This window comes from Streptomyces sp. NPDC006259 (assembly GCF_042870975.1).
Classification (GTDB): Bacteria; Actinomycetota; Actinomycetes; order Streptomycetales; family Streptomycetaceae; genus Streptomyces.
The window spans coordinates 654,757-679,761 of sequence record NZ_JBIAHY010000005.1 but is presented as its reverse complement, the minus strand read 5'-3'; the positions used below and the strand labels follow the sequence as shown (position 1 = coordinate 679,761).

Sequence of the window (25,005 nt, the reverse complement as noted above, 5' to 3'; positions counted from 1 at the left end):
ATCACCTCCTTCGACGCGGTCGGCGGTCGGACGGCCGCCGGGCGGGTGGGCGGACGGATTCCCCGGCGTCCAGCAGACGGGCGTAACCACGCGGGGTGCCGGCGGCGAACACGTCCGCCAGCGCGAACTCCCGCCCCGCCGCGGTCTCCAGGGCGCCGCGCAGCAGCATCAGGCGCAGCGAGTCGCCGCCGAGGGCGAAGAAGTCGTCGTCGAGGCCGACCTCGTCCAGCCCCAGGACGCGGGCCGCGACCTCGGCGACCGTGCGCTGCACGGGAGTCGCCGGTGCGACGTAGGGCACGTCGAGTTCCGGACGGCCGCGGGGCACGACCCGCAGCGCCTTTCGGTCGACCTTGCCGCTGCCCAGAAGGGGCAGGGCGGGCACCGAGGCCAGCCGCGCCGGCACCATGAAGTCCGGCAGCCGCCCGGCCAGGTACTCGCGCAGCCGCTGGACGGGGATCTCCTCCCCCGCGGGCACCACGTAGGCGACGAGGGTTGCCCCCTGGTCGGGGTCCTGCGCGCCGACGACGGCGGCGTCGGCGACGCCCGGGTGTCCCCGCAGCACGGTCTCGACCTCCGCCGGCTCCACCCGCTGCCCGCGGACCTTGACCTGGTCGTCGATCCGGCCCAGATACTCCAGTTCACCGCTGGGCAGATGGCGGGCGAGGTCCCCGGTGCGGAACACGACCGGGGGGCGACCGGGATCGTGCGGGTTGGGCAGGAACCGCTCGCCGGTCAGGACCGGCTGCCCGAGGTAGCCGTCGGACAGCCCCGGCCCGCCGGTCCGGATCTCACCGGGGATGCCGGGCGGCACCAGGCGGCCCGCCGGGTCGCACAGGTACACGCGCATGTCGAGCGGGACACCGATGTTGGTGCCGGGGCCGCCGCTCCCGGGCGCGGCCGGAGCCGCGGTGCGGTGGCAGACGTAGTCGGCCTCGCTGAGAGTGTAGGTGTTGTGCACCTCGAATCCCAGCGACCGCAGTTCGTCCTCCAGGTCCTCCCGGAGCGCCTCGCCGCCGACGAACACGTGCCGCAGCGCGGGCGCCGTACGGAACGCGGGCTGGGCCAGCAGGAGCCGCAGCATCGACGGCACGAAGCTGACGGTGGTGATGCCCTCGTCGTGGATGAGCCGGGCGAGGTAGTGGTCGTCCAGGTCGCGGCCGGGCTCGGCCAGCACCGCGGTGCCTCCGCCGGCCAGCGGCCGGACGAACTCCCGGAAACTGATAGGGGACTTGAGCAAGTGCCGCTCGGTCGGGCCGGGCCCGTAGAGGTCCTGTTCGAGCCGGATGCGGGAGGTGTGCATCCGGTGCGGGCGCACCACGGCCTTGGGGATGCCGCTGCTGCCCGAGGTGAAGAGGACGTAGGCCGTGGTGTCGGGCCGTGCGGTGTCGGGCGGCGGGCCGGACGGCTGGTCGAGGGCGAGCAGGGCCTCGACCTTCCGGGCCTGCCCGCCGACCGCAGTGTGGCCGCTGGCGGTGGTGAGCACGACGGCCGGGTCGGTGAGGGTCAGGATGTCCGCGACCCGCGGTGCGGGCAGTCCCGGGTCGAGGTAGACGAACGCGCCGCCCGCCTTCCAGATGCCCAGGACGGCGGTGAACAGGTCGAGGTCGCGCTCTCCGGTCAGCACCACGAGGTCTCCGGGTGCCCCGAGGTACGGGAGCAGGGCGTGCGCGAACCGGTCGGAGTCGGCGTCCAGTCGGCCGTAGGTCAGGTCGGTGTTGCCGTACCGCAGCGCGACGGCGTCCGGAGTACGGGCGCTCTGCTCGCGGAAGAGGCGGTGCAGGGTGGTGTCGGCGTGCGGGGTGTGCGGGGCGTTCCACGTCTCCAGCAGGAGCGTGCGCTCCGCCGGCAGCAACAGTTCCACGTCGCCTGCGGGCCGGTCCGGGTGTTCGGCGGTCTCGTGTGCGAGCAGGGACAGGTGTTCCACGATCCGGTCGGCGCTGCCGGCGTCGAGCACGGCGGCGTCGTGCGCCAGGTCCAGCACGCCGCCGTCGGCGGAGAGCGTCCAGACCGGCCGGCGGAGCACGGCCGGCGGCATCTCGGCGGGGGTCGGAAGGACGGCCGCGTACGGTTCGCCCTCGGGGGGCGGCGCGGCGGGCCGCGCCCGCACGGCGTGGGCGAGTTCGCCCAGCGGGGTGGTCTCCTGGTCCGCGTCGCTGTCGTGGCACACGGCGGTGCGGCCGTCGTCGACGACTCCGACGACGTCCCAGCCGACGCCGTAGCGGTGGAGCAGCAGGCGGCTCAGGGCGGCCAGCCGGGCCACCCCGTCGGGCCCCCGCAGCAGGGCTGCCGCCGAGGCGCTCAACTGTGCCGTGGTGTGCCGGGGCTGCGGCTCGCCGCGCTCGGGAACACGCTGCGGGAGGGTGATCATCACAGATCCCCACCCGTCACGGTCGCCATGCCGGCCCGGCGGCGCAGCACGGAGCGGGCCGCCGCCATGCCGGTCGCGGCGCCGTAGGTGATGCCGATGATCTTCGAGGAGCTGTCGCCGACGAAGTAGAGGCCGGGGACGGAGGACTCCAGGTCGCCGGAGAGTTCGATGTCGGGGAAGAGCCGCTCAACGACGGGGGCGGCGACGGTGGCCGTGCCGGGGACGAGTCCCGGATGCAGGGCGTTGAGGCGCTCGACCATGGCGAGCACGTCGCGGACCAGCCACGGGGGCAGGCACTCACGCAGGTCGCCGTGGTGGTAGTTGATCAGGCTGGTGTCGAGCGGCCCCTCCGGTACCGGACGGCCCGCCAGTTGGTCCACGGTGGAGACGACGGGAAGCCCCCGGCCATGGTGGGCGACCCTGGCCGCGAACGCGGCGGCGTACTCGGTGCCGTCGGTTCCCTGCGTCAGGTCGACGGTGGTGAGCACACCCAGGTTGGACTTGCTGGTGGGCTGGTTGAGGCAGTGCTGCCCGTCGAGGGCGACGGCGTCCAGGAAGCCGTACTGCATGACCCGGCCGCCCCCGCAGACGCAGAACGTCCGCACGGAGTGGCCCTCCTCGTTGAGGAAGGAGAGCTTCGGGTTGTGGCAGCCGTCCAGCAGGCGGGCGAGGTCCTCCCTGCGCGTCTCCAGGCGCACACCGAGATCGACGCGGCGGCTGGGCCGGTGGCGCACGCCGATCCGGTCGATCAGCTCGCGGACCCACGGCAGGCCGAGCTTGCCCACGCCCACCACGACGTCGTCGGCGTGAAGGACGGCCGGCCCGCCGGGAGTGGCCGCGCGCACCTCGAATCCGCCGCCGTCCAACGGCTCGATGTCCTCGGCGCGGTGGTGCAGCAGCACGCGACCGCCGTTCTCCTCCAGTTCGGCCTTGAGGCGGGCGATGACGACCAGGGAGTCGTCCACGGTGACGCTCTGCGAGAGCGCGGTGTCGACGTGCTGGAAGATCGTGCCGAAGGAGGCGTCCCGTTCGGCGTGGACGGGCTCGGCGGGCGGCAGGCCCAGTTCGTAGAAGGTGCGGTACGCCTCGGCGATCAGCTCCTCGGCGCGGTCGAACGAGCCGAGGGCGCGCTCCAGCCCGCTGTAGGAGCGGACCGTGCCGTCCGGCGCGGACTCGATCTTGGAGCGGGTGAGCGAGGAGATGTAGCCGAGGTTGGTGTCGAAGTGGAAGGCGGCTCCGCCCAGACCCGTCAGGCAGGTGCAGCGCGGGCACTGCAGGCGGAATTTCTCGGCGTCCCGCACGGACCGGCCGTCCATGCGGGCCACCAGGCGGGGGCACAGGCTCTCCCGCATGTCGCCGCCGGCCTCCAGCAGGGCGACGCGGCGGCCGGCCCGTACCAGGGTCAGGGCCGCGAACAGTCCGGCGGGGCCGCCGCCTATGACCACGGCGTCCGTGCGGACCGGTGCGGTCTCGGTAGGGGTGTCAGACATGATTGCTCCCGTCGACCGTGGGGCGCCGTTCGAGGTAGCGCTCGAGGAAGGTGCGGTAGAAGAGCCGGCTGGTGTCGCGTCCTTCGGCCTCGATGCGCTCGATCAGCCACTGGCAGGTGAACGGCAGCAGGTCGAGCACGCGGTCGGGCCGCTGGCGGGTGTGGGCACCGTAGTGGTCGAGGCCGCGGGCCAGGACGGAGCCGAACCAGTGCGCACCGCCGAAGACCTGGTCGTAGAGCCAGTCGAAGCCGCGCTCCTGGTAGCCGGGGAAGACCGCGAGCGCCGTCGTGACGAGGAGGTTGACGACGTCCATGGCAGCGATGCCGGTGGTGCGGTAGTCCTCGAAGTCCAGCACCCTGGCGGTGCCGTCCCGCGGGTCGCAGCGGACGTTCCACGGGCCGAGGTCGCCGTGGGTCGGCGCGAGCAGCGCCGAGCGCAGCGCCTCGTCGGCGTACTGGACGCCGAACTCCGGCGTGCGGACGTAGTGGGCGGCCGTCTCCAGCGCCAGTTCCGGCGTGGTGGAGACCGCGGGACCCGAGCGGTGCAGTTCGACGACGCGGTCCACGGCCGGACGCAGCACCCGCCACAGGTCGTCGGGGGTGTCCGCGGCCGCGGCGGCGGCGGGCAGGTCGACGCCGGGCAGGTAGCTCATGGTGAACCCGCCCGCCATCGCGTCGAGCGGAACGGGGCAGCCCAGGGGCGACGGCGGCCTGAAGGAGCGCAGGACCTCCAACTCACCGGCGAGCTTGGGGTCGCTGTGCGACAGGGGGATCTTGGCCACCGCCACGGCCTCGCCGTCGATGTCGAGACGGACGAACGTCCGGCGGCGGGACTTGCGGGCGCTGGCGGGCGTCCAGGTGCTGGTGTTCACGCGCTCCGGCGACACCTCGCCCTGTCCGGTGCGTTCCCGGTGGGCGGCCAGCATGAGCCGGGTGATCTCGTCGGTGTCGACGGCGCGCTCGGCGAGGTCGGCGGCGGTCACGACGCCCTCCCGGCGGGAGTGAGGCGGTCACCGATGGGGTCCAGCAGGCTGGCCGGGGTGGGGCCGTCGAGGAGTTCGGCCAGCTCGTCGACGGCGGCGGCGCGTTCCTCGTCCGTCAGCTGCCGGTAGTCGGCCAGCCGCTTGCTCAGATAGTCGGCGAACGAGCGGTACTCGGCCTCGTCCGCGAGGAGTTCGCGGGTGAGCCGGTCCAGCGCCCGCGTTCCGCCCAGGTCGTCCTCCGGCACTTCGAACCGGGTGCCGAGGTCGATAAGGCTGGCCGCGTGGTGGGCGATCGCCGTGCCGCGCAGGGCCCGCAGGTTGGTGACGTGCCCATAGTGCTGTTCGGGCAGCAGCAGGGGGAGCCTGCGCAGGATGACCGCCTCGTGCAGGGAGGTGAGGCTGGGCGGCACCGCGTACAGCGGGGCGTGGGCCAGGTGTCGCAGGAAGTCCTTGTGCGGCAGCATGGCGTACTCGATCCGGAGGTCCCCGTGCGTCTCCGTCACCGGTTCGCCGAACGCACCACCGCACACCAGGATGCGGCGCAACTCCGGCTGCGTCGAAGCGAGTTCGGTGACCCACCGGCGCAGCAGGTCGAGATAGGCGTTGTGCGACTCGTAGTCCAGGAAGAAGTTCTGGAAGCCGCCCAGGTTGATCAGCAGGTCGGGAAGGCCGTCCGGTGGGGGCGCGGACAGCGCGGACTCCAGGGCGTCCCGATCCACGATGGGGCCGCACAGCTGGAGGTGGCTCGCGCCCGCCCTGCTCAGGGAGTCGATGCGGGCCGGCACTCCGGGGAAGTTCTGCGCGTACGACCTGGTGGCCAGCAGATGGGCCACGAGGATGCGCTCGTGCGGCGTCAGCGTGTCGAAGACGAAGCGCGCGGTCTCGTCGTCGGACCAGCGAACGAGCTGGGCGCGGGCGGCCAGGTCCTCGATGGTGCGTTCGGTGAGCCAGAAGCTCAGCAGGCTGTCGAAGAACAGCACCGGCACCTCGGCGCGCACCGCCCAGAACACCAGTTCCGCGTCCATCACGCTGACCACGACGTCGGCCTCGGCCAAGCCGGCCGCGACGTCCTCGTACCGCTGGGTGTCCCCCTCGTCGATGCGGGTGAAGCGGTGCACGTGGCGCCGCGCGAAGTCCAGCGCCACGTCGCGGCCCGTGAAGTCGATCGTGGCGCCCTTGAACAGCGGAGTGATGGCGGCCAGTTTGGAGATGGGGCCGAAGCCGCAGGCCTGGGCGCTGGAGAAGATCCTCATCGTCACGCTTCCCTCGTCTTCCGGTTGCGGTGGCTCAGTACGGCGGACCGGATGCTTCGACCATCGACGCCGTAGAAACGGAGAAGGTCCTGGTGGGCGGCGACCGGGGGGTACCGGTGGTCGGTGTGCAGGCTGATCAGCGCCGGCCCCCCGCTGCCGAGCGCCTCCGCCGTGCACGGGCCGAGGCCGCCCGGCGGCAGGGACTCCGCCACGGTCACGACCAGTGGCCGACGGCCGACGAGCTCCCGGACCGCGGCGGCGGGAAAGGGGCGCAGGGCGGTCACCGAGGCGACGGCCGCCGCCACGCCGTCCGCGGCCAGCCCGTCGGCGGCGTCCAGCGCCTCGGCCACGCACCGTCCGGTCGCCAGGACCAGGACGTCGTCGCCGTCCCGCAGCAGCCGGGGCCCGCGCGGGTCACCCCCGGAAGCCGCTGGCGGCAGCACGGGATCAGGGCGCGCGGACAACCGTACGTAGGCCGGGCCGGAGGTGTCGGCCAGCACCGTCCGCACCACGCGGACGGCGTCGGCGGCGTCGGCAGGGCAGTACACCTCCATGCCCGGCATGGCCGACATCAGGGTGATGTCGTCCGTGGCGTGGTGGGTGGGGCCGAGCGAGCCGTAGCCGAGGCCACCGCCCACGCCGAGCAGGACGACGGGCAGGCCGGGCACGCACACGTCCAGCCGGATCTGCTCGTAGGCCCGGCGGACCAGGAACGGCGCCATGGCGGCGGCCACCGGACGCAGGCCGGCGCGGGCCAGGCCCGCGGCGACGCCGACCATGTTGGCCTCGGCGATGCCCACGTCCACGTAGCGGCGCGGGTCCCGCTCGATGACCTGGCCGAACAGGGCCCGTCCGTCCGCGCCCACGGTGATCAGGCCGGGGTCGGCGGCCACGGCGTCGGCCAGTACCGGGGCGAGCGCGGCGCGCATGCTCAGCAGGGCGACGGATGCGGGCTGCGGGGCGATGGATGGTGTGGTCATGGTGCTCTCCTCACGCCGTCGCGGTCAGTGCGGCGACGGCGATGTGGTGCTGGGCGGCGTCCAGCTCTCCCATGTGCCAGGCGGGGTCGCTCTCCGCGAAGGGGACGCCCTTGCCCTTGGTGGTGTGGGCGATCAGCACCGCCGGACCGGGCCCGGCTTCCAGCGCGGTGACGGCCTCGGCGACGGCCGCGACGTCGTGGCCGTCGCTCTCACCGACCCGCCAGCCGAAGGCGCGCCACTTGTCCGCCAGGGGTTCCAGCGCGCAGACGTCCTCCGTATCGCCCTCCTGCTGGAGGCGGTTGCGGTCGACGACGGCCACGAGGTTGCCGAGCTGGTGGTGGGCGGCGAACTGGGCCGCCTCCCAGTTGCTGCCCTCGTCGAGTTCGCCGTCGCCCGTGACCACGTAGACCCGGCGGTCGCTGCCCGCGAGGCGCGCGCCCAACGCCAGGCCGCTCGCCAGGGACAGGCCGTGGCCCAGCGCCCCGGTGGCCGCCTCGACCCCCGGGATGCCGTCCGCCGGGTGCCCCGGAAGGTCGTCCAGATCGGTGGTCAGCACGCCCAGTTCGGCGAGCACGGCGTACAGGCCGTAGGCGCCGTGGCCCTTGCTGAGGACGAGCAGGTCGCGGTCCGGCCAGTCGGGGCGGGCCGGGTCGTGACGCAGGACCCGGGTGTAGAGCGCGGTCAGCACGTCGATCAGGGAAAGCGCGGGACCCAGGTGGATGGCCTTCCGAGCCGCCAGTTCGACGACGCGGAGTCGGGCCCGCCTGGCCAGTTCGTCCGCGTTCGACATAAGGAACACTCCTCGCGAGAACGGGATCGGAATGTGCCGGATAAACGCAGGGGGAAGCCGTTTGGATTATGGGAAGAAACGCTGTCGCAGGTTCCGTGCGGAATTCCGTTGGTCAGCTCTCGGGGCCCGAAAGGAACGTGCCACGTTTTTGTATCAGACCGGATCGCCCGGTCGCCAGTGATGTAAACGCGCCCTAAACGTCCACCTATACCTCATCTAAACGAAGCATTGTCGGCGCCCTGAAAATGTGGACAGCCCCTGGTCACCGTGTTTCGATGGGTCACGGCGTCGATGATCACCACAGGTCTGCTGCGAATCGATCGACACGTACCAGGAATTAAGTCACGCCTTCTGTCCCGGTCCTTCCGGAAAGGAACATCCATGTCTGCTGGCTACGGGCGGCTGATCTGGCGCAACGGCGTCTTCATGCCGTGGGAGGAGGCCACCGTCCACATCAGTTCGGTGGGCCACGCCTCGGTCTCAGCCGCGTTCGAAGGCGTCCACGCCTACTGGAGCAGTACGCGGGAGATGCTCCACGGCTTCCGGTTGCGCGAGCACATGCAACGCCTGCTCGACTCGCTGCGGATGAGCTGGATGGAATCCGAGTTCGACGCGGACGCGCTCGTCAGCGCGACGGTCGAACTCCTCGCATCCTGGCAGGCCCCGGGCAAGGACCTGCACATTCGCCCGTGGGGCTTCGCCGCCGGGACGCACCGCCAGCAGATGGTGCCGCGCGGCACCCCGGCCGAGATCGCCATCGAGACCTGGGAGTTCGAGAGCAAGCTGGGCCAGGGCCGTACCTGCACGCTCGCGGTCAGCTCGTGGCCGCGTTTCCTCCCCGGTGCCTCACCGGCGTCGATGAAGGTGTTCTCCAACTACCACAACGGCCGGCTCGGCAACATCGACGCCCTCGCACGCGGGGCCGACTGGCCGGTCTTCCTCAACGCCAGCGGTCACGTCACCGAGTCGTCGGGGGCCTGCATCGCCCTGGTCACGCGCGGCCGACTGATCACCCCTCCCCTGTCCGACGGGGTGCTGGACAGCATCACCCGGCGCACGCTGGTCCAGCTGGCCCGGGAAGAGCTCGGTCTCGACGTGGAGACCAGGCCGGTCGAGCGCACCGAGCTGTACCTCGCCGACGAGGTCTTCCTCATGGGCACTTCGGCCGAGGTGCTGCCCGCCGTCGAGGTGGACGGCTTCCCCGTCGGCGACGGCAGGACGGCGGGCGAGATCACGCGGGCTATCGAGTCCCGCTACCACGACACCGTACGCGCCGTGACCGGCGACCACGACGAATGGCTGACCCCGGTGCACCTCGACCGGGCGGCCGGCGCGCCGTCACCCCCGTCCCCCACTGGTCCGAGCCATGCCAGGAGTGCCACATGAGGCCTCTCGTCCATGCCGTCGTCGGCTGCGGCCGTGTCGCCCCCAACCACGTCGACGGCTTCTCCGCCCTGCCCGACGTGGAGATGCGCTGGGCCTGCGACCGCGATGCCACCGCCGCGCAGTCGCTGGCTCGTGAGCACGGCCTGGCGCGCATCACGACGGACGTGAGCGAGGTGCTCGCCGACCCCGAGGTGGACAGCGTCTCCGTCGTGACCGGGCACGCCACGCACCACGGGCTGGTCGCGGCGGCGCTCGAAGCGGGCAAGCACGTGCTCGTGGAGAAGCCTCTCGCCCTGAGCGTCGAGGACGGCATGGCCCTGACGTCCCTCGCCGAGCGCACCGGACGGGTACTGTCGGTCGTCTCCCAGCACCGCTACGACCGCGTCGTCACCGCCGTCCGGGACTGGATCGGGGCCGGCCTGCTAGGCAGTCTCGTCTCGGGCGTGGTCAGCCTCCAGTGCGGCCGCGACGACGCGTACTACGCGGACAGCGACTGGCGCGGCACCTACGCGGGTGAGGGCGGCTCGGCCATGGTCAACCAGGGCTATCACGCGCTCGACGTGACCCGCTGGCTGACCGGGGGGCTCACGGTGGTCGGCGCGGCCGCCGGACACACGGCGCCGCGGGGCGGCATGGAGACCGAGGACACCCTCGCGGCGCTGCTGCGCGGCCCGCAGGGCGCGCTCGTGACCTACCAGGTCACCGTGGCCAGCAGCATCACCTGGCGCACCCGCGTGGAACTCATCGGCACCCGAGGGTCGGTGCTCTTCGACCTCGACCACCCCGGGACCCTGCACATGGCGGACGGCAACGAGGAACTGCGCGCGGCAGCGGCAGCGCTCACCTCGGCGGAGGTGGAGCAGGCCCCGCCGGGCATCGGCTACTACGGCATCTCCCACCGCTCGCAGATCGCGGACTTCGCGGCGGCCATACGGGACGGGCGCCGGATGGTCGCCGACGACCGGGCTGGGCTGGACACCCTGATCCTGCTCCAGGACATCTACCGCGCGGCCCGGCACCAGGCGGCCGTACCCGCGCTGTCCGCGCCGGTGGGCTGAGCCGGCTTGCCGGCGTACACCGTCGGGACGACCGCGAGCGCGTGCGGACCCAACGAGGCGAAGCACATTCCCGGAAGCGAGTGAAGGGGAGATCGAGACGTGCTGAACGACGTCACCGACGCCACGCGTCGGTTCATCACACTGCTGACCGCCGACCAGCTCGAACTCGCGGTACGCCCGGTCACCGACGACGGTATCCGGCACCGCTGGGGGTACGCACCCGGCCCACGCCCCGGTCTGGCGCTCGGTGATCTCGGGCGGGACCAGCGCAAGGCGGTGCACGGCATGCTCGCCGCGGTACTCAGCCCCCACACCTACGCGCAGGCCGCGACGGTCATGGCGCTGGAGGACGTCCTCGACCGCCAGGAGGGCGGGCACCGCGACCGCCACAGCGGCGACTACTGGACGGTCCTCTTCGGCACCCCGGACGGCGACGAGCCGTGGGGGTGGCGGATCGAAGGCCACCACCTGTCGGTGAACGTCGTCGTCACCGACGGCCGCGTCTCGGCGACGCCGTTCTTCCTCGGCGCGAACCCAGCCCGCGTCACCTACCGCAGCCGCGTCGTCAGCCAGCCGTTGCAGCTCGAGGAGGAACTCGCCCGCGAACTCCTCGAACGCATGGGCCCCGCCGCCCGCCGCCTCGCCGTCGTGTCGGACCTGACGCCACAGGACATCCGCAGCAGCGACTCCCCGCGCGTCGTCCCCTCGGAACCGGTCGGCGTGACACCGGCTCAACTCGACAAGCCCGCCGGTGAGCTGCTGGTCGACCTCGTCCGCCTCTACCTCGACCGGCTCAGGCACGAACTCGCCGACCACGAGTTCGCGCAGATCGACCAGGAACGCCTGCACTTCTCCTGGGAGGGCTCGGTGCGCCGGGGAGACGGCCACTACTACCGCATCCAGGGCCCACACCTGCTCATCGAGTACGACAACACCTTCAACGAGGCCAACCACATCCACTCCGTCTGGCGCCGCCCCGCGCACGACTTCGGCGACGGCCTCCTCTCCGCAGGCTGCGACGCGTCACGGCACGTCGCAGCCCTCGGGGACGTCCGCACCGACTGACGAGCCCGCCGCCGGACGGCGTGCTCCTGCTGTCTCCGCCGGCCGGGTCGCCACCGCACGAGAGGAAACCGATGGAAGTCCGCTTGGACGGCCGCAGCGCCGTGATCACAGGTGCCAGCAAGGGGCTTGGGCTCGCGATGGCCCAGGAGTTCGCCGCATCCGGCGCCGACGTCGCGCTCCTGGCCCGCAATCCCGACACCCTGGCCGAAGCCAAGGCATTGGTCTCGGCCGGTGCCCGCGGACGGGTCGAGACCTTCAGCTGCGATGTTTCCCAGGCCGCGAGCATCCGGGAATCCCACGACGCGGTGGTCGACGCGTTCGGGCAGATCGACATCCTGGTCAACAATGCCGGCCAGACCCGGTCCATGCCGTCGGACCACATCACCGATGACATCTGGCAGGAGGACCTGGATCTGAAGCTCTTCGCGGCGATCCGCTTCGCCCGGCTCGTCTGGCCCGGCATGAAGCAGCGCGGATGGGGCCGGATCATCAACGTGCTCAACACCGGGGCCAAGACACCGCAGGCCAACGGCGCCCCCACGGTGGTGTCCCGAGCAGCCGGCATGGCGCTGACGAAGGTCCTCGCGGGTGAGGGCGCCCCGCACGGCATCCTGGTCAACGCGCTGCTCGTCGGGCGGATCGTGTCGGACCAGATCGTGCGGCGCTACGAAGCCGAGGAAACGGGCCTGTCGTTCGAGGACTACGTCGCCAGGGCCGGGGCCGACATCCCGGTCGGCCGCATGGGCAAGGCCGAGGAGTTCGCCGCCATGGCCTGCTTCCTGTGCTCGGACCGGGCGGCATTCACGACCGGCACGGCGATCAACATGGACGGCGGCGCCTCGCCCGTGGTCTGACGCCGCCGGATCGCCGTCCGGGCAGTACGTACCGGCCCCACCGGTCGCCCTGACCGTCACGACGGCGCGGAGGTCAGGGGGGCCGGTTCGCGTCCGCCGTGTCGGCCCGTGCCGCGGACGTCCCGAGCGGGTGGAGCGGAACGCCCCGGGCGCGGGCGTCCTCATGCCAGCGACAGCAGCCGACGCAGAGCGTCCGGGCTGCCCCCGCTGTGCTTGTGCAGTGCGAGCGCCGCCTCCGCGTCGACCTCGGCGTCGACGTGCGTGGCCACCAGTGCGGCGACCGCCTGCTCGGAGAGGCCGCCCAGCCGCAGGGTCAACGTACGGGCGCTGCTCAGCAGATAGTCCAGTGCGGTGGGAGGCGTGCTGTCGGACGCCGGGTCCGGGTCGGCGCTGGTAACCAGGACGCCGAGCGGCACCTCGGGCAACCGGCACGTGAGCAGGTACAGCAGGCTCAAGGAGGGGTGGTCGGCCGCTTGGAGATCGTCCAGCACCAGCAGGAACGGCTTCTGCCGGGCCAGGGCCACAAGGATCGCGCACACGGCGTCCTCGACCAGGAAGGGCGCCCGGAAGAGAGGTTGCACGTCCTCCGCCGCCGTGTCCGACGGCGGGTCGGACAGGAGGCCGCTGAGCAGACGGCTGTAGCGAGCGCTGACCATGCGGAACGCCTCGGGGCGCGTGCGGGAGAGCTCCCGCAGTATCCGCGCCCACACCCCGTACGCCGGACCGTCCTGGTCGCGGCAGGAGACGCTGATCACTTCCTGCCCGGCCTCCCGCACGCCACGCGTGACTTCGACCGTCAGCTCGGTCTTGCCGATTCCGGACTGACCCGTCACCGCGACCAGACCGCCCTCGCCGGAGAGGGCGGCGTCCGCCCAGGCGCCGAGAACGGCCAGCTCATACGTGCGGCCTACGAATGGCAACGATGTCAAGGGGTGGGGTATCTCGTGATCGCGCGGAACGGTAACGCCGTATGTGACGCCCGCGGTGTCCAGCAACGCGACCCGGGGAGCCGGTCTGGTCCGCGCCGTCGTGTGCTTGTGGTCGCCGCCCGCGGGGGCCTCGGGCTGCGGGGAGGCCGTCCCGCCAGCCTCGCCCGTGATCACGTCCGTACGCGTGGCGGAGCGGTCGCCGAACGGCAGCTCCTGGCGCAGGATGGCGGCGTGGATCCGCTGGAGGTCGGCGCCGGCGTCCACGCCCAGCTCCTCCGCCAGCTGCGCACGCGTCCGCTCGAACAGCCGCAGCGCGTCGGCCTGCCGGCCCAGCCGGTACAGCGCGGTCATCAGATACGCGATCAGGCACTCACGCGTCGGGTACCGCTGAGCCTCGGGATGGAGCCGCGCCACGACGGCGTCGTTCTCCCCGAGAGTGAGGGACGCCTCGGCGTGCAGCTCCACGGCGGTCAGCCGCGCCTGCTCCAACCGGGCGCTCTCCTCGGCCATCGGCGCGTAGTCGACCAGATCCAGGTAGGCGGTGCCCCGCCATAACTCCAGGGCGGCGCCGAGCCGGTCCTGCGCCGTCCGGTGGTCCCGGGCCGCCAGGTCGCGCCGCGCTTGGAGCAGTAGGGACTCGAACCGGTAGGCGTCGACCTGGCCCGGGTCGAGGGCGAGGACGTAGCCGGGCGCCTGGTAGCGCACCAGCATCGACGGGCCTTCCGGCCCGGCGCCGCTGCTGAGCGCGCGGCGTATGTGGGAGATGTATGTGTGCAGGGCTGCCGTCGGGCGTCGGGGAGGACGGTCGCCCCACAGCTCCTCGATGAGCTGGGGGACGGGGACGACCTGGTTCAGCCGGACCATCAGGAGTCCCAGCAGCGCCCGGTGGCGCGGGGGTCCCAGCGACAGTTCCCGTGCCCCGTGTAAGGCGGTCATCAGTCCGAAGACCCGCATCCTCAAGCCCTGGGGGGAACGTGTACGAAGTTGCTCACTCATGACTCTCCCGCTGGCGCCGAGTCGCTATGGCGTCCTGCTACCCCTCCCGCCAGTCTTTATCCGTTCACTCACGCCTCTTGGCTGTTCTCGCGACGTCTGACGACACAGGACTGACGGTTGATCAAACTGGCAATATACAATCGCAGTTGTCCCTTCTGCCTCCGTTTGGATATCTCGGCATGCCCTCTGCTCCTGGGCTCTTATCCACACGCGCGACGCTGGCCGGCTACAGGTGGTTCCTGACCGGCTGGGGCGCCACCGCGTTCGGCAGCGGTCTGGTGCTGCCCCTCATCGTGGCCTACCTGAGAGAGAAGCTGAGCGTGCCCACCTCGGGCGTCTCCCTCTACTTCGCCCTGTTCGCGCTCTCCGGGCTCGTGGTCAACCCGTTCGCCGCCTGGATCGGCCGTGTCCGGGGCCCCGGCCCGACCGCCGTCGCCGCCACGGTCTTCCAGGCCGCGGGCGCGACCTGGCTCACGACGGCGGACGCGATGGCGGCCACGGTGCCCGCCGCCTGCCTGTCGGGTGCGGGCACGGGCATCTACTACGCGGTCCAGACCCCGTTGCTGACCAAGACGTTCGGCGAAGCCGCGCTCAGCCGTGTGTTGTCCGGGCAGCACCGCGCGTCCGCGCTGATGATGACGGCCGGTTCTCTGTTGGGCGGCCAGGCCGTCCAGTGGCTCGGTACCGACGGCTACACCCTGTGCCTGGCGGCCAACGCCGCCAGCTACCTCGCGTACGGAGTGGTGCTGGTCCGCCTCGGGCGGAGCCGTGCGGAGCTGCGGGGTGCGGCGTCCGGCACCGCCGGGGCAGGAGCCGCCTCCGCGCCGGGCAGGCGCTTCGCCGCCCTGCGCGATCCGGTGTTCCTGCGCCTGCTGGTGCTCCAGTCGGCCTTCGTGATCTTCGGGCTCGGCCAGTTCGAGTCCGTCGTGCCCGCCGTGATGCGCGACGCACACTTCTCCGTGGTGGCGATCAGCCTCGTCGTCGCGTGCAACACCGCCGGGATCATCGTGTTCCAGGGGCTTGCGCTGCGCGTCGTCGAGCGTGTCGGCTACACCGTCGCCCTGTGGGTGGCCGTCCTGGCCTGGATGGTGGCGCTGGTCTTCCAGACCGGCGCCCTGCTGGTTCCCGCACCGCGTGGACAACTGCTGCTGGGTGTCCTGTACGGCCTCGTCTTCGCCGTCGGGCAGTGCCTCATCGCCCCCAGCGTCCAGCCACTCGTCACCCGCACCGCTCCGCGCGGGGCCGTGGAGAGCTATGCCGCCGCCACGTCGCTGGCGCACGGCCTCGGTATGTTCGTCGCGCCTCTGCTGCTGTTCCCCGTCGTCGAGAGCGGAGGAACCGGAAGCTACCTCTGCGTCCAGCTCCTCGGCTACGCCCTGGCCCTGTGCGTCCTGTGGTCGTTCCAGACCCGGAGTGCCACCCCGCGCGGGGACGTCGTCCAGCCCACCGACAAGACGAACGCGTCGCAGTGACACGAGGCCCCAGGGGTGCACTCACACCGGTGGCGCCCTTGGCGTCGACGGCGCCGACCTGGGTTCGGTGGCCGCTGTTCGGGGACTACAGGTCGAACTCGAGGTGTTCGATGTCGGTGAAGCGGACCTCCTCCAGGCTTCCGGCGCGGCGGCCACCGTCCTGGAAGTACACCTCCTTGAGTGCTTCCGCGGCCAGTTCCTGGAGACGCTGCTCGGTGGCACCCGCCTCCTGGGCCTGGAAGAGACGTGCCGCGTGCTGCGGGGGCAGCGCGACGGTCAGGTGCCGGACGCGGTCCTGGTCCGTCGACCCGATCGGCGCGGTGTAACCGAGCCGGGCCCGGGTGTCGATGACGATGCCGCCGGTCGTCGCCGCCCGCTCCTTGGCCTTGGCGCGGATCTGCGGCTGCCAGCGGGCCTTCACCTCACGCTCCAGGCGCGCGGCGAGTTCCGGACGCGGCTTCTTGATCTGGTCCTTCACATACCGCTCGACGGTGCGCTGCGAGATCCGCAGCATCTGGGCGACCGCCCTGGTGCCCTTGTACTGCTTGACCAGGTACCGCATCTGCGCGCCGGCCGACTTCGGGACCGGGCGCGTGAACGCCCGCTGCACCGCATGGTCCAGGCCGTCCCCGAACATGCTCATCGCCTGCTACTCCCCGCTGTCCTTCTCCGTGACCTGCCCGTCCTTGATGTAGCGGGCCAGGTTGAGTTCCGGGGCGTCGAACCGCTCGCGGACCTCTTCGCCCCACAGGACGGACTGGGTGCCCTCGTGCTTGACCAGGCCCGGATTGATGCCGAGCTTGAAGCCGCCCGGCAGCGGCTTGCCGTCCCGGTAGGGCAGGAAATCCAGTGGGCCGGCACCGCCTGACGCGTAGACCACGCAATCGGACAGGACCGCGACCGGGTACTGCCCGGTGAACGCCGCATGCTTGACGATCTTGCGGTGCAGGTTGATCCGGGTGCGGGAGATGACCGCCGCGCGGATGTCCGGCCGCCACGTCGGGCGGGCAAGGGCCCGCCACGGCTGCCCGGGCTTCCAGCCCTCCCCACGCGGGCGCTCGCGCAACTTGCCCAGACCGCCCTTCACCGTCGCCTTGACCGCCGACACGACGACCGCCAGCTCCGGATCACGGCTCCGGTAACCGTCCATCGCGGCGAGGAAGTCGGCCGGCTCCATGTCCGCGTGCACGCCGAGGTCGGCCATCGTGGTCAGGAAGGCGTCCCGCAACCGCTGGTACCAGCCGTCCAGATAGCGGCCGTTCTCGTAGCGGACATACGCCTCGAGCGGCCGTACCTCGTAGCCGAGCTCCACCGCGTACGCCACGGTCGGCGTCGCGTACCAGGCCGGCCCCGTCGGGCGCTCGCCCTTCGGCGTGAACGGGGAGGGCAGCAGACCGGCGTCAAGGTCCGCCCACTTGTCCTTGCCGACCCTCACCCTCGACAGGTCCACATGGGACAGGTCGACCAGCCAGGAGCCGGGCAGCTTCGCGTCGAACACCGGGGCCTTGACGTGGGTGGGCGCGCCGAGGCCGACGGTCAGGCCGTTGGCGCCGGCGGCGAAGGCCATGTTCACGTCGATGCCGACCAGGTGGCGCAGGGTGCACTCGGCATCCGTCATCGGACGCGCCCAGTCGTACGCCTCCTCGAACAGCTTCTCCCCGGGGCCGCGCATGTGGAAGCGCGGCAGGTCCGCCAGGAGCGGGTGCCCGTCGGGTGCCTCGCACGGTGCGCAGTCCACCGGGTCCTTGCCCAGGCTGCCGGGGTTGTGCTCGGAGTGCCGCTTGCCTGTCGCGTCGGGCTCGGAGGCGCGGGTCGGCGGGTGCAGTGCGGTCATCAGCTCCAGGCCGGTCACCGCGGTCGATCCGCGCGGCGTCATCACCCGGGACGCGTACACGCCGAGCACCCGGGCGAGTTCCGCCGGCGCAAGCTGCGCGGCCCCACCCCAGTGCCGGGTGTCCAGCGCGTTCCACGACGGAATGCACAGCTGCACACAGGCCCGCTCCGAACCGGTGGCGGGGCGGTAGATCCGCGCCCACGGCCCGAACCCGCGCTTCGTGAGCTTCCAGTCGTAGCGGGTCAGCTGCTTGACGACCTTGTGGCCCTCCGGAATCCGCCCGGCATGCCGCTCCTCGTCCGTGAGGGTGGTGGGCAGGCCGTAACGCTCCAGCGCGGACGGGGTGAGCACCAGCAGCGGGTCGGCGTCCTTACCCGGACCGGACAGCTTCGGCGCCCCGAGCTTTGCCTCCTTCAACGTCCACTCCACCAGGGACGGCAGGCTCTTTGCGGGCACCTCCAGGACCAGACCGCCGACGCAGTACGCCAGCACCTGGCCGTCGGCGTCGACGTCGACGACCGCCAGCGGACCATTCTCGAACCGCGGATCCGTGCCAGCCGCCGGAGTGTTGGTCGGGGCCGCCTTCCGCGCGACCGGACGGCGCGACGCCGACGACGGCCCGACGGTGCGCGCCGGAGGCGGCGCGGCCGTCGGAGCAGCGGCTGCGGGGGCAGGGGTCTGGGTGTTCTCGGTCGCGGTCATGGCCGCAGCCTCTGAGACCGGCCCCGCGGCGGTCCGCACTTCCCCAGCGGGGGCGGGCTCGCCGGTGAACGTCTCGGGCACCGCCGGGGCGGGGTAGAGCTCCGCGAGCTGCTTGAGCATCCGCGCATACGCGTCACGCTCCGGCGGCCGGGGCTCGGTCTTGCCCGCCTCCCAGCCGCTGACGGTTGCCCGCCGCACATCCAGGGCGGCCGCGACCTCATCCAGGGTCAGGCTGTGCGCTTGGCGCAGCCGCTTACGCGCCGCCGGCGGCGGCAACGGAGACCGGGACGCGACCAGCGCATCGACCCGATCGAACAACTCGGACATGGAGCACCTCCCAGGCCGCACTCTAGCCCATGAAGCGAACAGATAGCGTATGTTCAGCGTACTTAGCGCGTACGGAACGCGCCCTGGTCCAAGGCCAGACAGCGTGGAGGGCTCAAGTCACGGGCTGGGATGAGCCTCGGCCGCGCGTCGGTCGCTGCTTCTCGCAGATCATGACGGTCCCCGTCGGGCAGGGCCTGGCTCCCCGCCGGGCAAGGCCTGGCGCGTCCCCGGACGGCTCGCCGTCAAGCTCGGGCCGATCTCACCGACGGATCTCACCGACGGACACGTGCCGGATCATCCACCACCTCTCTGTCCGCCCGCGACGCGGTGCCTGAGTCGGGCCCGAAACCCCTGACGATCAGCCACCCGGCCAGCCCCAGCTCCCACGCGAACACCGGGAGCGCGGCGGCCGACCCCGCCACGGAGAGCTGCGCGTAGGCACCGAACATCACGGCGACGGCCGAGGCGCAGATCAGCGGCCCGCCGACCAGCCCGAGCACGGCGATGAAGCGCGGCACGAGCCGTGCGCGGTACGCCAGGTAGGCGAGCAGGACGGTGTTCAGGCCGAGGGCGATGTTGGGCCCCAGCAGGAACGTCCAGTCGTGCACGGCCACCATCGCGACGTCGGCGCCTGCCGCCGCCCCCGCGTCCCGCCGTAGAGTGACGAGCGCCAGGACGGCGACGATCCCGACGGCGATGACGGCCGCCTCCAACAGCCGCCCGAAGGCGTACCCGAACGCGAGCCCCTCGCCGTGGCGCCGCAGGACGGGAAACAGCGCCGCCCCGGTGCCGGCCACCGCCGCGACCAGCACCACTTCGCACAGCACCCCAAGCAGCGCCCATGTGTCGGCGCCCTGCGCGAGCTGACCGTGTGCCGCCCCCAACAGGGGGCGGTACAGAACGGCCCCGGCTATCGCGGCGGCCTCGGTCAGCAGGAACAGCGACCCGGCGGCCACCGCGGTTCTCCGGTCCGGACTCATCTTCTCGGTACTCCTCACTGGGTGGCGGTGTACGCCGTACACCTCGCGGCGAGCATAGGTGTACGGCGTACACTCGTCAAGGAGAGGGGCTGTCGAGGAGAGAAAGGCCGAACCGTAATGACCCGGCAGGAAGCCACACACATCCACCGGATCCCCCTGAACAGGGGCCGCGTCCTGCGTGCCGCCGTCGCGCTCGCCGACGCCACCGGCATCGACGCGCTCAGCATGCGCAGGCTCGCGCAGGAGCTGGACGTCGTACCGATGGCCCTCTACAAGCACGTGGCCAACAAGGAGGAGCTGCTCGACGGCATGGTCGACGCCGTGGTCGGCGAGATCGACCCGCCGACCACGGGCCCCGACTGGCAGAGCGTGGTCCGCGGGCGGATCCTCTCGGCCCGGCGAGTCCTGCTGCGCCACCCCTGGGCGGCCCGGGTCATCGAGTCGCGGACCGGCCCCACCCCGGCCGTGCTGTCGTACCTGGACTCGATGGCCGGGAGCTTCCGTGACGGCGGCCTCTCCGCCGACCTCACGCACCACGTCATGCACGCGATGGGCAGCCGCCTGCTCGGCTTCAGCCAGGAACTGTTCGACACCTCGGGCCCCTCCGGACCGCCGGACCCCGGGCTGGCGGCGCGCTACCCGCACATCGCGGAACTGGCCGCGACGGCCGCACACGACGGGGGTTCCACGGTCGGTGGCGGCTGCGACGACCAGTTCGAGTTCGAATTCGCCCTGGACCTCCTCCTGGACGGCTTCGAAAGCCTCCGCCGCCGAGGCTGGACGTCCGCGCGGAAGGCGTAGCGGGTGCGGGGGCTGATCTAGCAGTGCTTCGTTAGCTTGCGGGCTGTCTGCGGCTGCTCCGAGGGCGGGGCAAGGGGCGTCCGCAGGTGGTGCAGGTACCGGTCCAGTACCTCAGCAGGTCCTGAAGAACGTGGAGGACCTGGTAGAGGGTCAGGCGGGCATTAGACCCCGCGGGTCGGCATCAGACCCCGCGGGTAACACTCGCCCCACCGCCGCTGATCCCGCCGCGGCAACGACCCGAACACCTCGGCAACGAACCCCGATCACTCACCGCGGAGCCGTTCCACTTCCCCCAGCCTCATACCGGGGAAGGCGCCCGCCACCAGGCGAGGTCACCCAACGTAACGAGGCACTACTAGAGCCCGGCGGGCGGGCCCGGTCGGCGACGGTTCGCCGGTGAGCATCCACCCCCACGTCGTCAGCGAGATCCGGTAGATCCGCGCGGAGGACTTCGCGATGCCCGCGCCGGTGAAGTACCGCTCGACCGCCGCGGTGTACGACGCGGGCGGGGCGGACAGGGAGAGCCTCACGCTGAGCTACTCGTCACTTCGCAGCAGCTTCGGGATGTCACACAAGTGGATGTGGAGGCTCTCACTGGGACGATCAGCGCCGCCGCAAGGACGGGTTGAGCAGCGCGGGCGGAGTGTCGTTTTTCTCGTGTGCGGCGAGGTCGGTGCCGGGGGCGACGATCGCGTCGATCGCATCGAGTACGTCGGCGGAGAGCGTGATGTCTGCGGCGGCAAGCTGCGAGTGCAGGTGGTCCAGCGTGCGGGGGCCGATGAGCGCGCTGGTCACGCCCGGGTGAGCGGTCACGAAGCTGAGCGCGAGCTGGATCATTGTCAGGCCGGCCTCGTCGGCGACCTTGGCCAGTTGCTCGACGGCGTCGAGCCTGGCCCGGTTGGAGGGGATGGCCGTGTCGAAGCGCTGCGGCATGAACGTTGAGCGGCTGGTCGTGATCTCACTGCCCTCGCGGATCGCGCCCGACAGCCAGCCCGAGGCCAGCGGGCTCCATGCCAGCACACCGAGCCCGTACTGCTGGGTCACGGGCAGCACGTGGGTCTCGATGCCGCGCTGCAGGATCGAGTAGCTGGGCTGTTCGGTGACGTAACGGCTCAAGTGGTGCTCGCGGGCGGCCCACTGGGCTTGCACGATGCGGTGGGCCGGAAAGGTCGAGGAGCCGAAGTAGCGGATTTTTCCCATGCGCTGTAGGTCGGTCAACGCCGACAAGGTCTCTTCGTCGCTGGTGTTCGGGTCCCACCGGTGGATTTGGTAGAGGTCGACGTGGTCGACGCCGAGCCGACGCAGGCTGTCCTCCAGTGCGGTGACCAGCCAGCGGCGCGAGCTGCCCCGGCGATTGCGCTCGTCGCCCATCGGCATGGTCGCCTTCGTGGCCAGCACGATGTCGTCGCGGCGGCCCGCGATGGCCCTGCCGACCATCTCTTCCGACTCACCGCCGCTGTACACGTCGGCAGTGTCGATCAGGTTGATCTCCGCCTCCAGGGCGGCGTCGACGATGGCAGTGACCTCCTCCTGGGTGGTGCGCCCGATCTTTCCGAAGTTCATCGCTCCGAGCGCGAGGGTGCTGACCTGCAAACCGGTGCGGCCCAAGGTGCGGTACTGCATGACCGTGTCTCCTCATGGTGGGTTGAGCGTGATGCATTGCATGGCTTGGTTGCCGGGTCCCTGCTCTGGCATCATGAGCAAAACGGAACCTCGTTCCGGAACTATACGGAACCTCGTTCCGCTTTTGCAAGCGATGAGGGGAGGAGCGGCGCGGTGAACCACAGCGACGAGGGTGCAGGGCAGTCGGCCCCGGCCAGGCGGAAGGACGTCCGGCGCAACCAGAAGGCCCTGCCCGAAGCGACCGCCGCGGTCTTCGTCGCGTCGGGCGTGGAAGCGCCGGTACGCGACATCGCGGCCTGGGCCAGGGTCGGGTGGGCACGATCTACCGCCACTTCCCGACGCGAGCGGACCTCATCATCGCCGTCCACCGACACCAGGCCGATGCCTGCGCCGAGGCCGGTCCAGTCCTGCTGGCGACCAGGGCCTGTCACCGAAAGGTATGGGCGCCATTCCTGCTGTTAGGCGGGGTGTTCGGCGTATGACTGGCCAAGGACTCGCAGGGCGTATCCCAGGCCGACCGAGCGGGAGTCCGAGGGATCCGTGGCTTTGTAGTCGTTCACCAGTTGCTCGATCAGGTCGAGCATAGGGAGGTGGCTGTCGAGAAGGGCCTCTCGACCTCGACACCGGCGGCGCGCTCCCGCGGTGCCCGCGCCCGGGTCACCGTGTCCTCCGTCACCCGTTCGCCCGTGTGGACATGCCGGGGCGTTCGCGGCCCCCTTCAATGGCGTAGTCCGATACCACTTCTCGGGAGCCCCGAGCTCCCATGGACTGTGGCCGCACGAACGCCGATGGCCGTCGGGAGAGTACGCATGCCAACGCCACAGCCCGCAGTCGAGCGCGCCGGCGGCTTTGGCAAGGGTCGGCTGCGCCGCGTCGGCGAGTGGTGCGCCCGCCACTGCGTGACCGTCCTCGTCCTCTGGCTGGCCGCCCTGGTGGGGCTCCAGATCCTCGACCGGACGCACGGCGGCGCGTACTCGGACGACTTCGCCCTGCCCGGCTCCCAGTCGCAGGAAGGCCTCGACGTACTGAAGAGGCATGAGCCCGCGGCCGGCGGATACGGGGCCCAGATCGTCCTGCACGACGGCTCGAAGACGCTCACCGATGTCAGCGACCCGATCGGTACCGCGGTGGCGAACCTGGAGAAGCTGCCCCATGTGCTGAGCGCGCAGAACCCGCTGCCCGCGCCGGGCACCACGCCGTCCACCGGGACGCAGAACGTCGGCCCGCTCTCCACCGACGGCAGGACGGCGTACATCACCGTCAAGTTCGACGTGCAGCCCTCCACGCTGGGACCGTCCTACCTATCCGGGGTCGACACGGCCGTTCAGCCGCTGCGATCGGCCGGTGTGACGGTGGAGTACGGCGGTCCGCTCGGTGAACTGGCCCGGCCCGAAGCCGATGACCGCACCAGCGAGGCGATCGGCTTCGGGGTGGCGGTCCTGGTCCTGCTCGTGGGCTTCGGCAGCGTCGTGGCGGCGGCACTGCCGCTGGTGGCCGCGCTCATCGCCGTGATCTGCGGCCTGGCCCTCCTCGGCCTGCTGGCCGCCGCGTTCACCTTCGCCACGGTCTCGCCGACGCTCGCCACGATGATCGGTCTCGGTGTCGGCATCGACTACTCCCTCTTCCTGATCACCCGGCACCGCCAGAAGCTCATGAACGGGTGCGACCCCGTGACGGCGGCCGGCCTGGCAACGGCCACCAGCGGTCGTGCCGTGCTGGTCTCCGGCTGCACGGTCGTCATCGCCCTGTCGGGCCTGTGGGTCTCCGGAATCAGCTTCATCGGCAAGCTCGGCCTGGCCGCCGCCGTCACCGTGGTCACCGCCGTGCTCGGCGCCCTCACCCTCGTCCCGGCTGCACTCGGGCTCACCGGCCGACGGATCGACAGCTTGCGGGTGCGCAGACCTTTCGCCGAGACCGACGCCGAACCCGGCGAGGAGTCCCACGGCACCTGGCACCGCTACGCGCAGCGGGTGGAGCGCCGCCCCTGGTGGTTCCTGGCGTCCGGAGCCATGGTCCTCGCCGTCCTCGCCATCCCCCTCTTCTTCATCCAGCTGGGGCACATCGGCGACGGCGCCGACCCGAAGTCCTTCACGGACAGGCGCGCGTTCGACCTGATGTCCTCGGCGTTCGGGCCGGGGTCCAACGGCCCGATGACCTTGGTCATCGACCAGAGTGACGTCCCGCAGTCCGACCGTGCCGCGCTCGCCACCGCCGCGCAGAAGGCCCTGGCCGATGTGGAGGGCGCGGCGACGATCACCGACCTCACGCCGACCTCGGACGGCGACGTCCTGATCGGCACCGCGTATTCAGCAGCCGCCCCACAGGACGAGAGCACCACCGCCCTGGTGAACCGTCTCGTGGACGATGTCCTGCCCCGAGCGGTTTCCGGCACGGACGCCCGTACGTACGTGACCGGTACGACCGCGGCCCAGGTCGACTTCCTGGACATCGTCTCCAGCAGGCTGCCCCTGATCATCGCGGTGGTCGTCGGCCTCGCCTTCCTCATCATCCTCATCGTCTTCCGCGGCGTGCTCGTCGCCGTCAAGGCAGCGGTGCTCAACGTGCTGTCCATCGCCGCCTCGTACGGTGTCGTGGTGGCCGTCTTCCAGTGGGGCTGGGGCGGTCCGGCGCTCGGCGTCTCCGGCGAGGTGCCGATCGAGAGCTACGTACCGATGATGATGTTCGCCAGCGTCTTCGGGCTCAGCATGGACTACGAGATCTTCCTGCTGTCCCGCGTCCACGAGGCGTGGCTGCGCACCGGCGACCCGCAGGCGAGCGTCGCCCACGCCCTGGAGATCACCGCGCGGGTCATCACCTGCGCCGCGCTCATCATGGTCAGCGTCTTCGCGGCCTTCATCATCAGCGACAACATCGTCGTCAAGATGCTCGGCCTGGGGCTCGCCGCCAGCGTGCTCATCGACGCCACGCTCGTACGGCTGCTGCTCGTGCCCGCGGCCATGACTCTTCTGGGCAAGTCCGCCTGGTGGACCCCGCGGTGGCTGGACCGGATGCTGCCGCACGTGGACACCGAGGGTGAGGAAGAGGGGGATCCGGCCCGCGCCTAGGGACGCTGACGGGGGCCGTGACCTGCTCGAACCGGGTGAGGTCGTTGACG

At 71.3% G+C, this 25,005-nt stretch carries 19 protein-coding genes and 1 pseudogene; 8 read left to right on the top strand and 12 right to left on the bottom strand.

From position 1 onward, the window contains the following. Nucleotide 1: 1 nt before the first annotated feature. The 6 genes from ACFYO5_RS23740 to ACFYO5_RS23715 are packed head-to-tail and all read right to left on the bottom strand — an operon-like array spanning nucleotide 2 to nucleotide 7,863. Nucleotides 2–2,368: an amino acid adenylation domain-containing protein gene (locus ACFYO5_RS23740; protein WP_388711895.1), complete on the bottom strand. Its 2,367-nt coding sequence runs from the start codon at nucleotides 2,366–2,368 to the stop codon at nucleotides 2–4. After that, entirely contained in the window at nucleotides 2,368–3,858 is a 1,491-nt protein-coding gene (locus ACFYO5_RS23735) for an FAD-binding protein (protein ID WP_388711892.1), read from the bottom strand. Before ACFYO5_RS23735 ends, ACFYO5_RS23740 begins: the two co-directional genes overlap by 1 nt. Beyond that, a complete protein-coding gene (locus tag ACFYO5_RS23730; protein WP_388711889.1) occupies nucleotides 3,851–4,840 on the bottom strand; it encodes a phosphotransferase in 990 nt (329 codons plus the stop codon). Before ACFYO5_RS23730 ends, ACFYO5_RS23735 begins: the two co-directional genes overlap by 8 nt. Then, nucleotides 4,837–6,093 carry a hypothetical protein gene (locus ACFYO5_RS23725; RefSeq protein ID WP_388711886.1) on the bottom strand — a complete coding sequence of 419 codons (1,257 nt, stop codon included), beginning with the start codon at nucleotides 6,091–6,093 and terminating at the stop codon, nucleotides 4,837–4,839. Before ACFYO5_RS23725 ends, ACFYO5_RS23730 begins: the two co-directional genes overlap by 4 nt. Before the next feature lie 2 nt (nucleotides 6,094–6,095). Beyond that, nucleotides 6,096–7,073 (bottom strand): transketolase C-terminal domain-containing protein, encoded by a 978-nt coding sequence (locus tag ACFYO5_RS23720; RefSeq protein ID WP_388711883.1) that lies wholly within the window; start codon nucleotides 7,071–7,073, stop codon nucleotides 6,096–6,098. A 10-nt stretch (nucleotides 7,074–7,083) separates the two neighbouring features. Next, nucleotides 7,084–7,863: a transketolase gene (locus ACFYO5_RS23715; protein ID WP_356564265.1), complete on the bottom strand. Its 780-nt coding sequence runs from the start codon at nucleotides 7,861–7,863 to the stop codon at nucleotides 7,084–7,086. A 381-nt stretch (nucleotides 7,864–8,244) separates the two neighbouring features. Here ACFYO5_RS23715 and ACFYO5_RS23710 point away from each other — a divergent pair, with 381 nt between their 5' ends. The 4 genes from ACFYO5_RS23710 (at nucleotide 8,245) to ACFYO5_RS23695 (ending at nucleotide 12,226) form a co-directional block, all read left to right on the top strand. Further along, nucleotides 8,245–9,249, top strand: a complete 1,005-nt coding sequence (locus ACFYO5_RS23710; protein ID WP_388711880.1) for an aminotransferase class IV — start codon at nucleotides 8,245–8,247, stop codon at nucleotides 9,247–9,249. Further along, nucleotides 9,246–10,307, top strand: coding sequence for a Gfo/Idh/MocA family protein (locus ACFYO5_RS23705; RefSeq protein WP_388711877.1), 1,062 nt, complete (start codon nucleotides 9,246–9,248; stop codon nucleotides 10,305–10,307). The genes ACFYO5_RS23710 and ACFYO5_RS23705 overlap by 4 nt, the downstream gene beginning before the upstream one ends. Nucleotides 10,308–10,406: 99 nt before the next feature. Next, nucleotides 10,407–11,372 (top strand): DUF3500 domain-containing protein, encoded by a 966-nt coding sequence (locus tag ACFYO5_RS23700; protein ID WP_388711874.1) that lies wholly within the window; start codon nucleotides 10,407–10,409, stop codon nucleotides 11,370–11,372. An 83-nt stretch (nucleotides 11,373–11,455) separates the two neighbouring features. Then, on the top strand, nucleotides 11,456–12,226 hold the full coding sequence (locus tag ACFYO5_RS23695; protein ID WP_388711872.1) for an SDR family oxidoreductase: 771 nt from the start codon (nucleotides 11,456–11,458) through the stop codon (nucleotides 12,224–12,226). Nucleotides 12,227–12,387: 161 nt separating this feature from the next. Here the strand turns inward: ACFYO5_RS23695 and ACFYO5_RS23690 are convergent, their stop codons facing one another. Further along, entirely contained in the window at nucleotides 12,388–14,091 is a 1,704-nt protein-coding gene (locus tag ACFYO5_RS23690; RefSeq protein ID WP_388711869.1) for a BTAD domain-containing putative transcriptional regulator, read from the bottom strand. A 239-nt stretch (nucleotides 14,092–14,330) separates the two neighbouring features. Here ACFYO5_RS23690 and ACFYO5_RS23685 point away from each other — a divergent pair, with 239 nt between their 5' ends. Beyond that, nucleotides 14,331–15,623, top strand: coding sequence for an MFS transporter (locus ACFYO5_RS23685; protein WP_388711866.1), 1,293 nt, complete (start codon nucleotides 14,331–14,333; stop codon nucleotides 15,621–15,623). Nucleotides 15,624–15,708: 85 nt separating this feature from the next. On the opposite strand, the gene tpg is transcribed toward ACFYO5_RS23685, so the two are convergent. The 3 genes from tpg to ACFYO5_RS23670 form a co-directional block, all read right to left on the bottom strand. After that, nucleotides 15,709–16,266 carry a telomere-protecting terminal protein Tpg gene (gene tpg, locus ACFYO5_RS23680; RefSeq protein WP_388711863.1) on the bottom strand — a complete coding sequence of 186 codons (558 nt, stop codon included), beginning with the start codon at nucleotides 16,264–16,266 and terminating at the stop codon, nucleotides 15,709–15,711. A 6-nt stretch (nucleotides 16,267–16,272) separates the two neighbouring features. After that, nucleotides 16,273–18,486, bottom strand: coding sequence for a telomere-associated protein Tap (gene tap / locus ACFYO5_RS23675; protein ID WP_388711860.1), 2,214 nt, complete (start codon nucleotides 18,484–18,486; stop codon nucleotides 16,273–16,275). 272 nt (nucleotides 18,487–18,758) lie between these two features. Beyond that, the gene (locus ACFYO5_RS23670; protein WP_388711857.1) at nucleotides 18,759–19,466 is read right to left on the bottom strand and encodes a DUF4386 domain-containing protein; all 708 of its coding nucleotides are present in this window, start codon (nucleotides 19,464–19,466) and stop codon (nucleotides 18,759–18,761) included. Between the two features lie 117 nt (nucleotides 19,467–19,583). Here ACFYO5_RS23670 and ACFYO5_RS23665 point away from each other — a divergent pair, with 117 nt between their 5' ends. After that, nucleotides 19,584–20,267, top strand: coding sequence for a TetR/AcrR family transcriptional regulator C-terminal domain-containing protein (locus tag ACFYO5_RS23665; RefSeq protein ID WP_388711854.1), 684 nt, complete (start codon nucleotides 19,584–19,586; stop codon nucleotides 20,265–20,267). A 332-nt stretch (nucleotides 20,268–20,599) separates the two neighbouring features. On the opposite strand, the gene ACFYO5_RS23660 is transcribed toward ACFYO5_RS23665, so the two are convergent. Both ACFYO5_RS23660 and ACFYO5_RS23655 read right to left on the bottom strand, forming a co-directional pair. Beyond that, on the bottom strand, nucleotides 20,600–20,797 hold the full coding sequence (locus ACFYO5_RS23660) for a hypothetical protein (RefSeq protein WP_388711851.1): 198 nt from the start codon (nucleotides 20,795–20,797) through the stop codon (nucleotides 20,600–20,602). Nucleotides 20,798–20,870: 73 nt separating this feature from the next. Continuing rightward, the gene (locus ACFYO5_RS23655; protein WP_388711848.1) at nucleotides 20,871–21,890 is read right to left on the bottom strand and encodes an aldo/keto reductase; all 1,020 of its coding nucleotides are present in this window, start codon (nucleotides 21,888–21,890) and stop codon (nucleotides 20,871–20,873) included. Between the two features lie 153 nt (nucleotides 21,891–22,043). Here ACFYO5_RS23655 and ACFYO5_RS23650 point away from each other — a divergent pair. Then, nucleotides 22,044–22,309: pseudogene (locus tag ACFYO5_RS23650) on the top strand (TetR/AcrR family transcriptional regulator); the annotation flags it as partial. A 390-nt stretch (nucleotides 22,310–22,699) separates the two neighbouring features. Beyond that, on the top strand, nucleotides 22,700–24,955 hold the full coding sequence (locus tag ACFYO5_RS23645) for an MMPL family transporter (RefSeq protein ID WP_388711846.1): 2,256 nt from the start codon (nucleotides 22,700–22,702) through the stop codon (nucleotides 24,953–24,955). The last annotated feature ends 50 nt before the right edge of the window (nucleotides 24,956–25,005 follow it).

Coding starts and splice junctions, on each gene's coding strand:
- ACFYO5_RS23740 (WP_388711895.1), bottom strand. CDS start 2,368: ATGATCACCCTCCCGCAGCGTGTTCCCGAGCGCGGCGAGCCGCAGCCC.
- ACFYO5_RS23735 (WP_388711892.1), bottom strand. CDS start 3,858: ATGTCTGACACCCCTACCGAGACCGCACCGGTCCGCACGGACGCCGTG.
- ACFYO5_RS23725 (WP_388711886.1), bottom strand. CDS start 6,093: ATGAGGATCTTCTCCAGCGCCCAGGCCTGCGGCTTCGGCCCCATCTCC.
- ACFYO5_RS23720 (WP_388711883.1), bottom strand. CDS start 7,073: ATGACCACACCATCCATCGCCCCGCAGCCCGCATCCGTCGCCCTGCTG.
- ACFYO5_RS23715 (WP_356564265.1), bottom strand. CDS start 7,863: ATGTCGAACGCGGACGAACTGGCCAGGCGGGCCCGACTCCGCGTCGTC.
- ACFYO5_RS23710 (WP_388711880.1), top strand. CDS start 8,245: ATGTCTGCTGGCTACGGGCGGCTGATCTGGCGCAACGGCGTCTTCATG.
- ACFYO5_RS23705 (WP_388711877.1), top strand. CDS start 9,246: ATGAGGCCTCTCGTCCATGCCGTCGTCGGCTGCGGCCGTGTCGCCCCC.
- ACFYO5_RS23690 (WP_388711869.1), bottom strand. CDS start 14,091: ATGACCGCCTTACACGGGGCACGGGAACTGTCGCTGGGACCCCCGCGC.
- ACFYO5_RS23685 (WP_388711866.1), top strand. CDS start 14,331: ATGCCCTCTGCTCCTGGGCTCTTATCCACACGCGCGACGCTGGCCGGC.
- tpg (WP_388711863.1), bottom strand. CDS start 16,266: ATGAGCATGTTCGGGGACGGCCTGGACCATGCGGTGCAGCGGGCGTTC.
- tap (WP_388711860.1), bottom strand. CDS start 18,486: ATGTCCGAGTTGTTCGATCGGGTCGATGCGCTGGTCGCGTCCCGGTCT.
- ACFYO5_RS23670 (WP_388711857.1), bottom strand. CDS start 19,466: ATGAGTCCGGACCGGAGAACCGCGGTGGCCGCCGGGTCGCTGTTCCTG.
- ACFYO5_RS23665 (WP_388711854.1), top strand. CDS start 19,584: ATGACCCGGCAGGAAGCCACACACATCCACCGGATCCCCCTGAACAGG.
- ACFYO5_RS23655 (WP_388711848.1), bottom strand. CDS start 21,890: ATGCAGTACCGCACCTTGGGCCGCACCGGTTTGCAGGTCAGCACCCTC.
- ACFYO5_RS23645 (WP_388711846.1), top strand. CDS start 22,700: ATGCCAACGCCACAGCCCGCAGTCGAGCGCGCCGGCGGCTTTGGCAAG.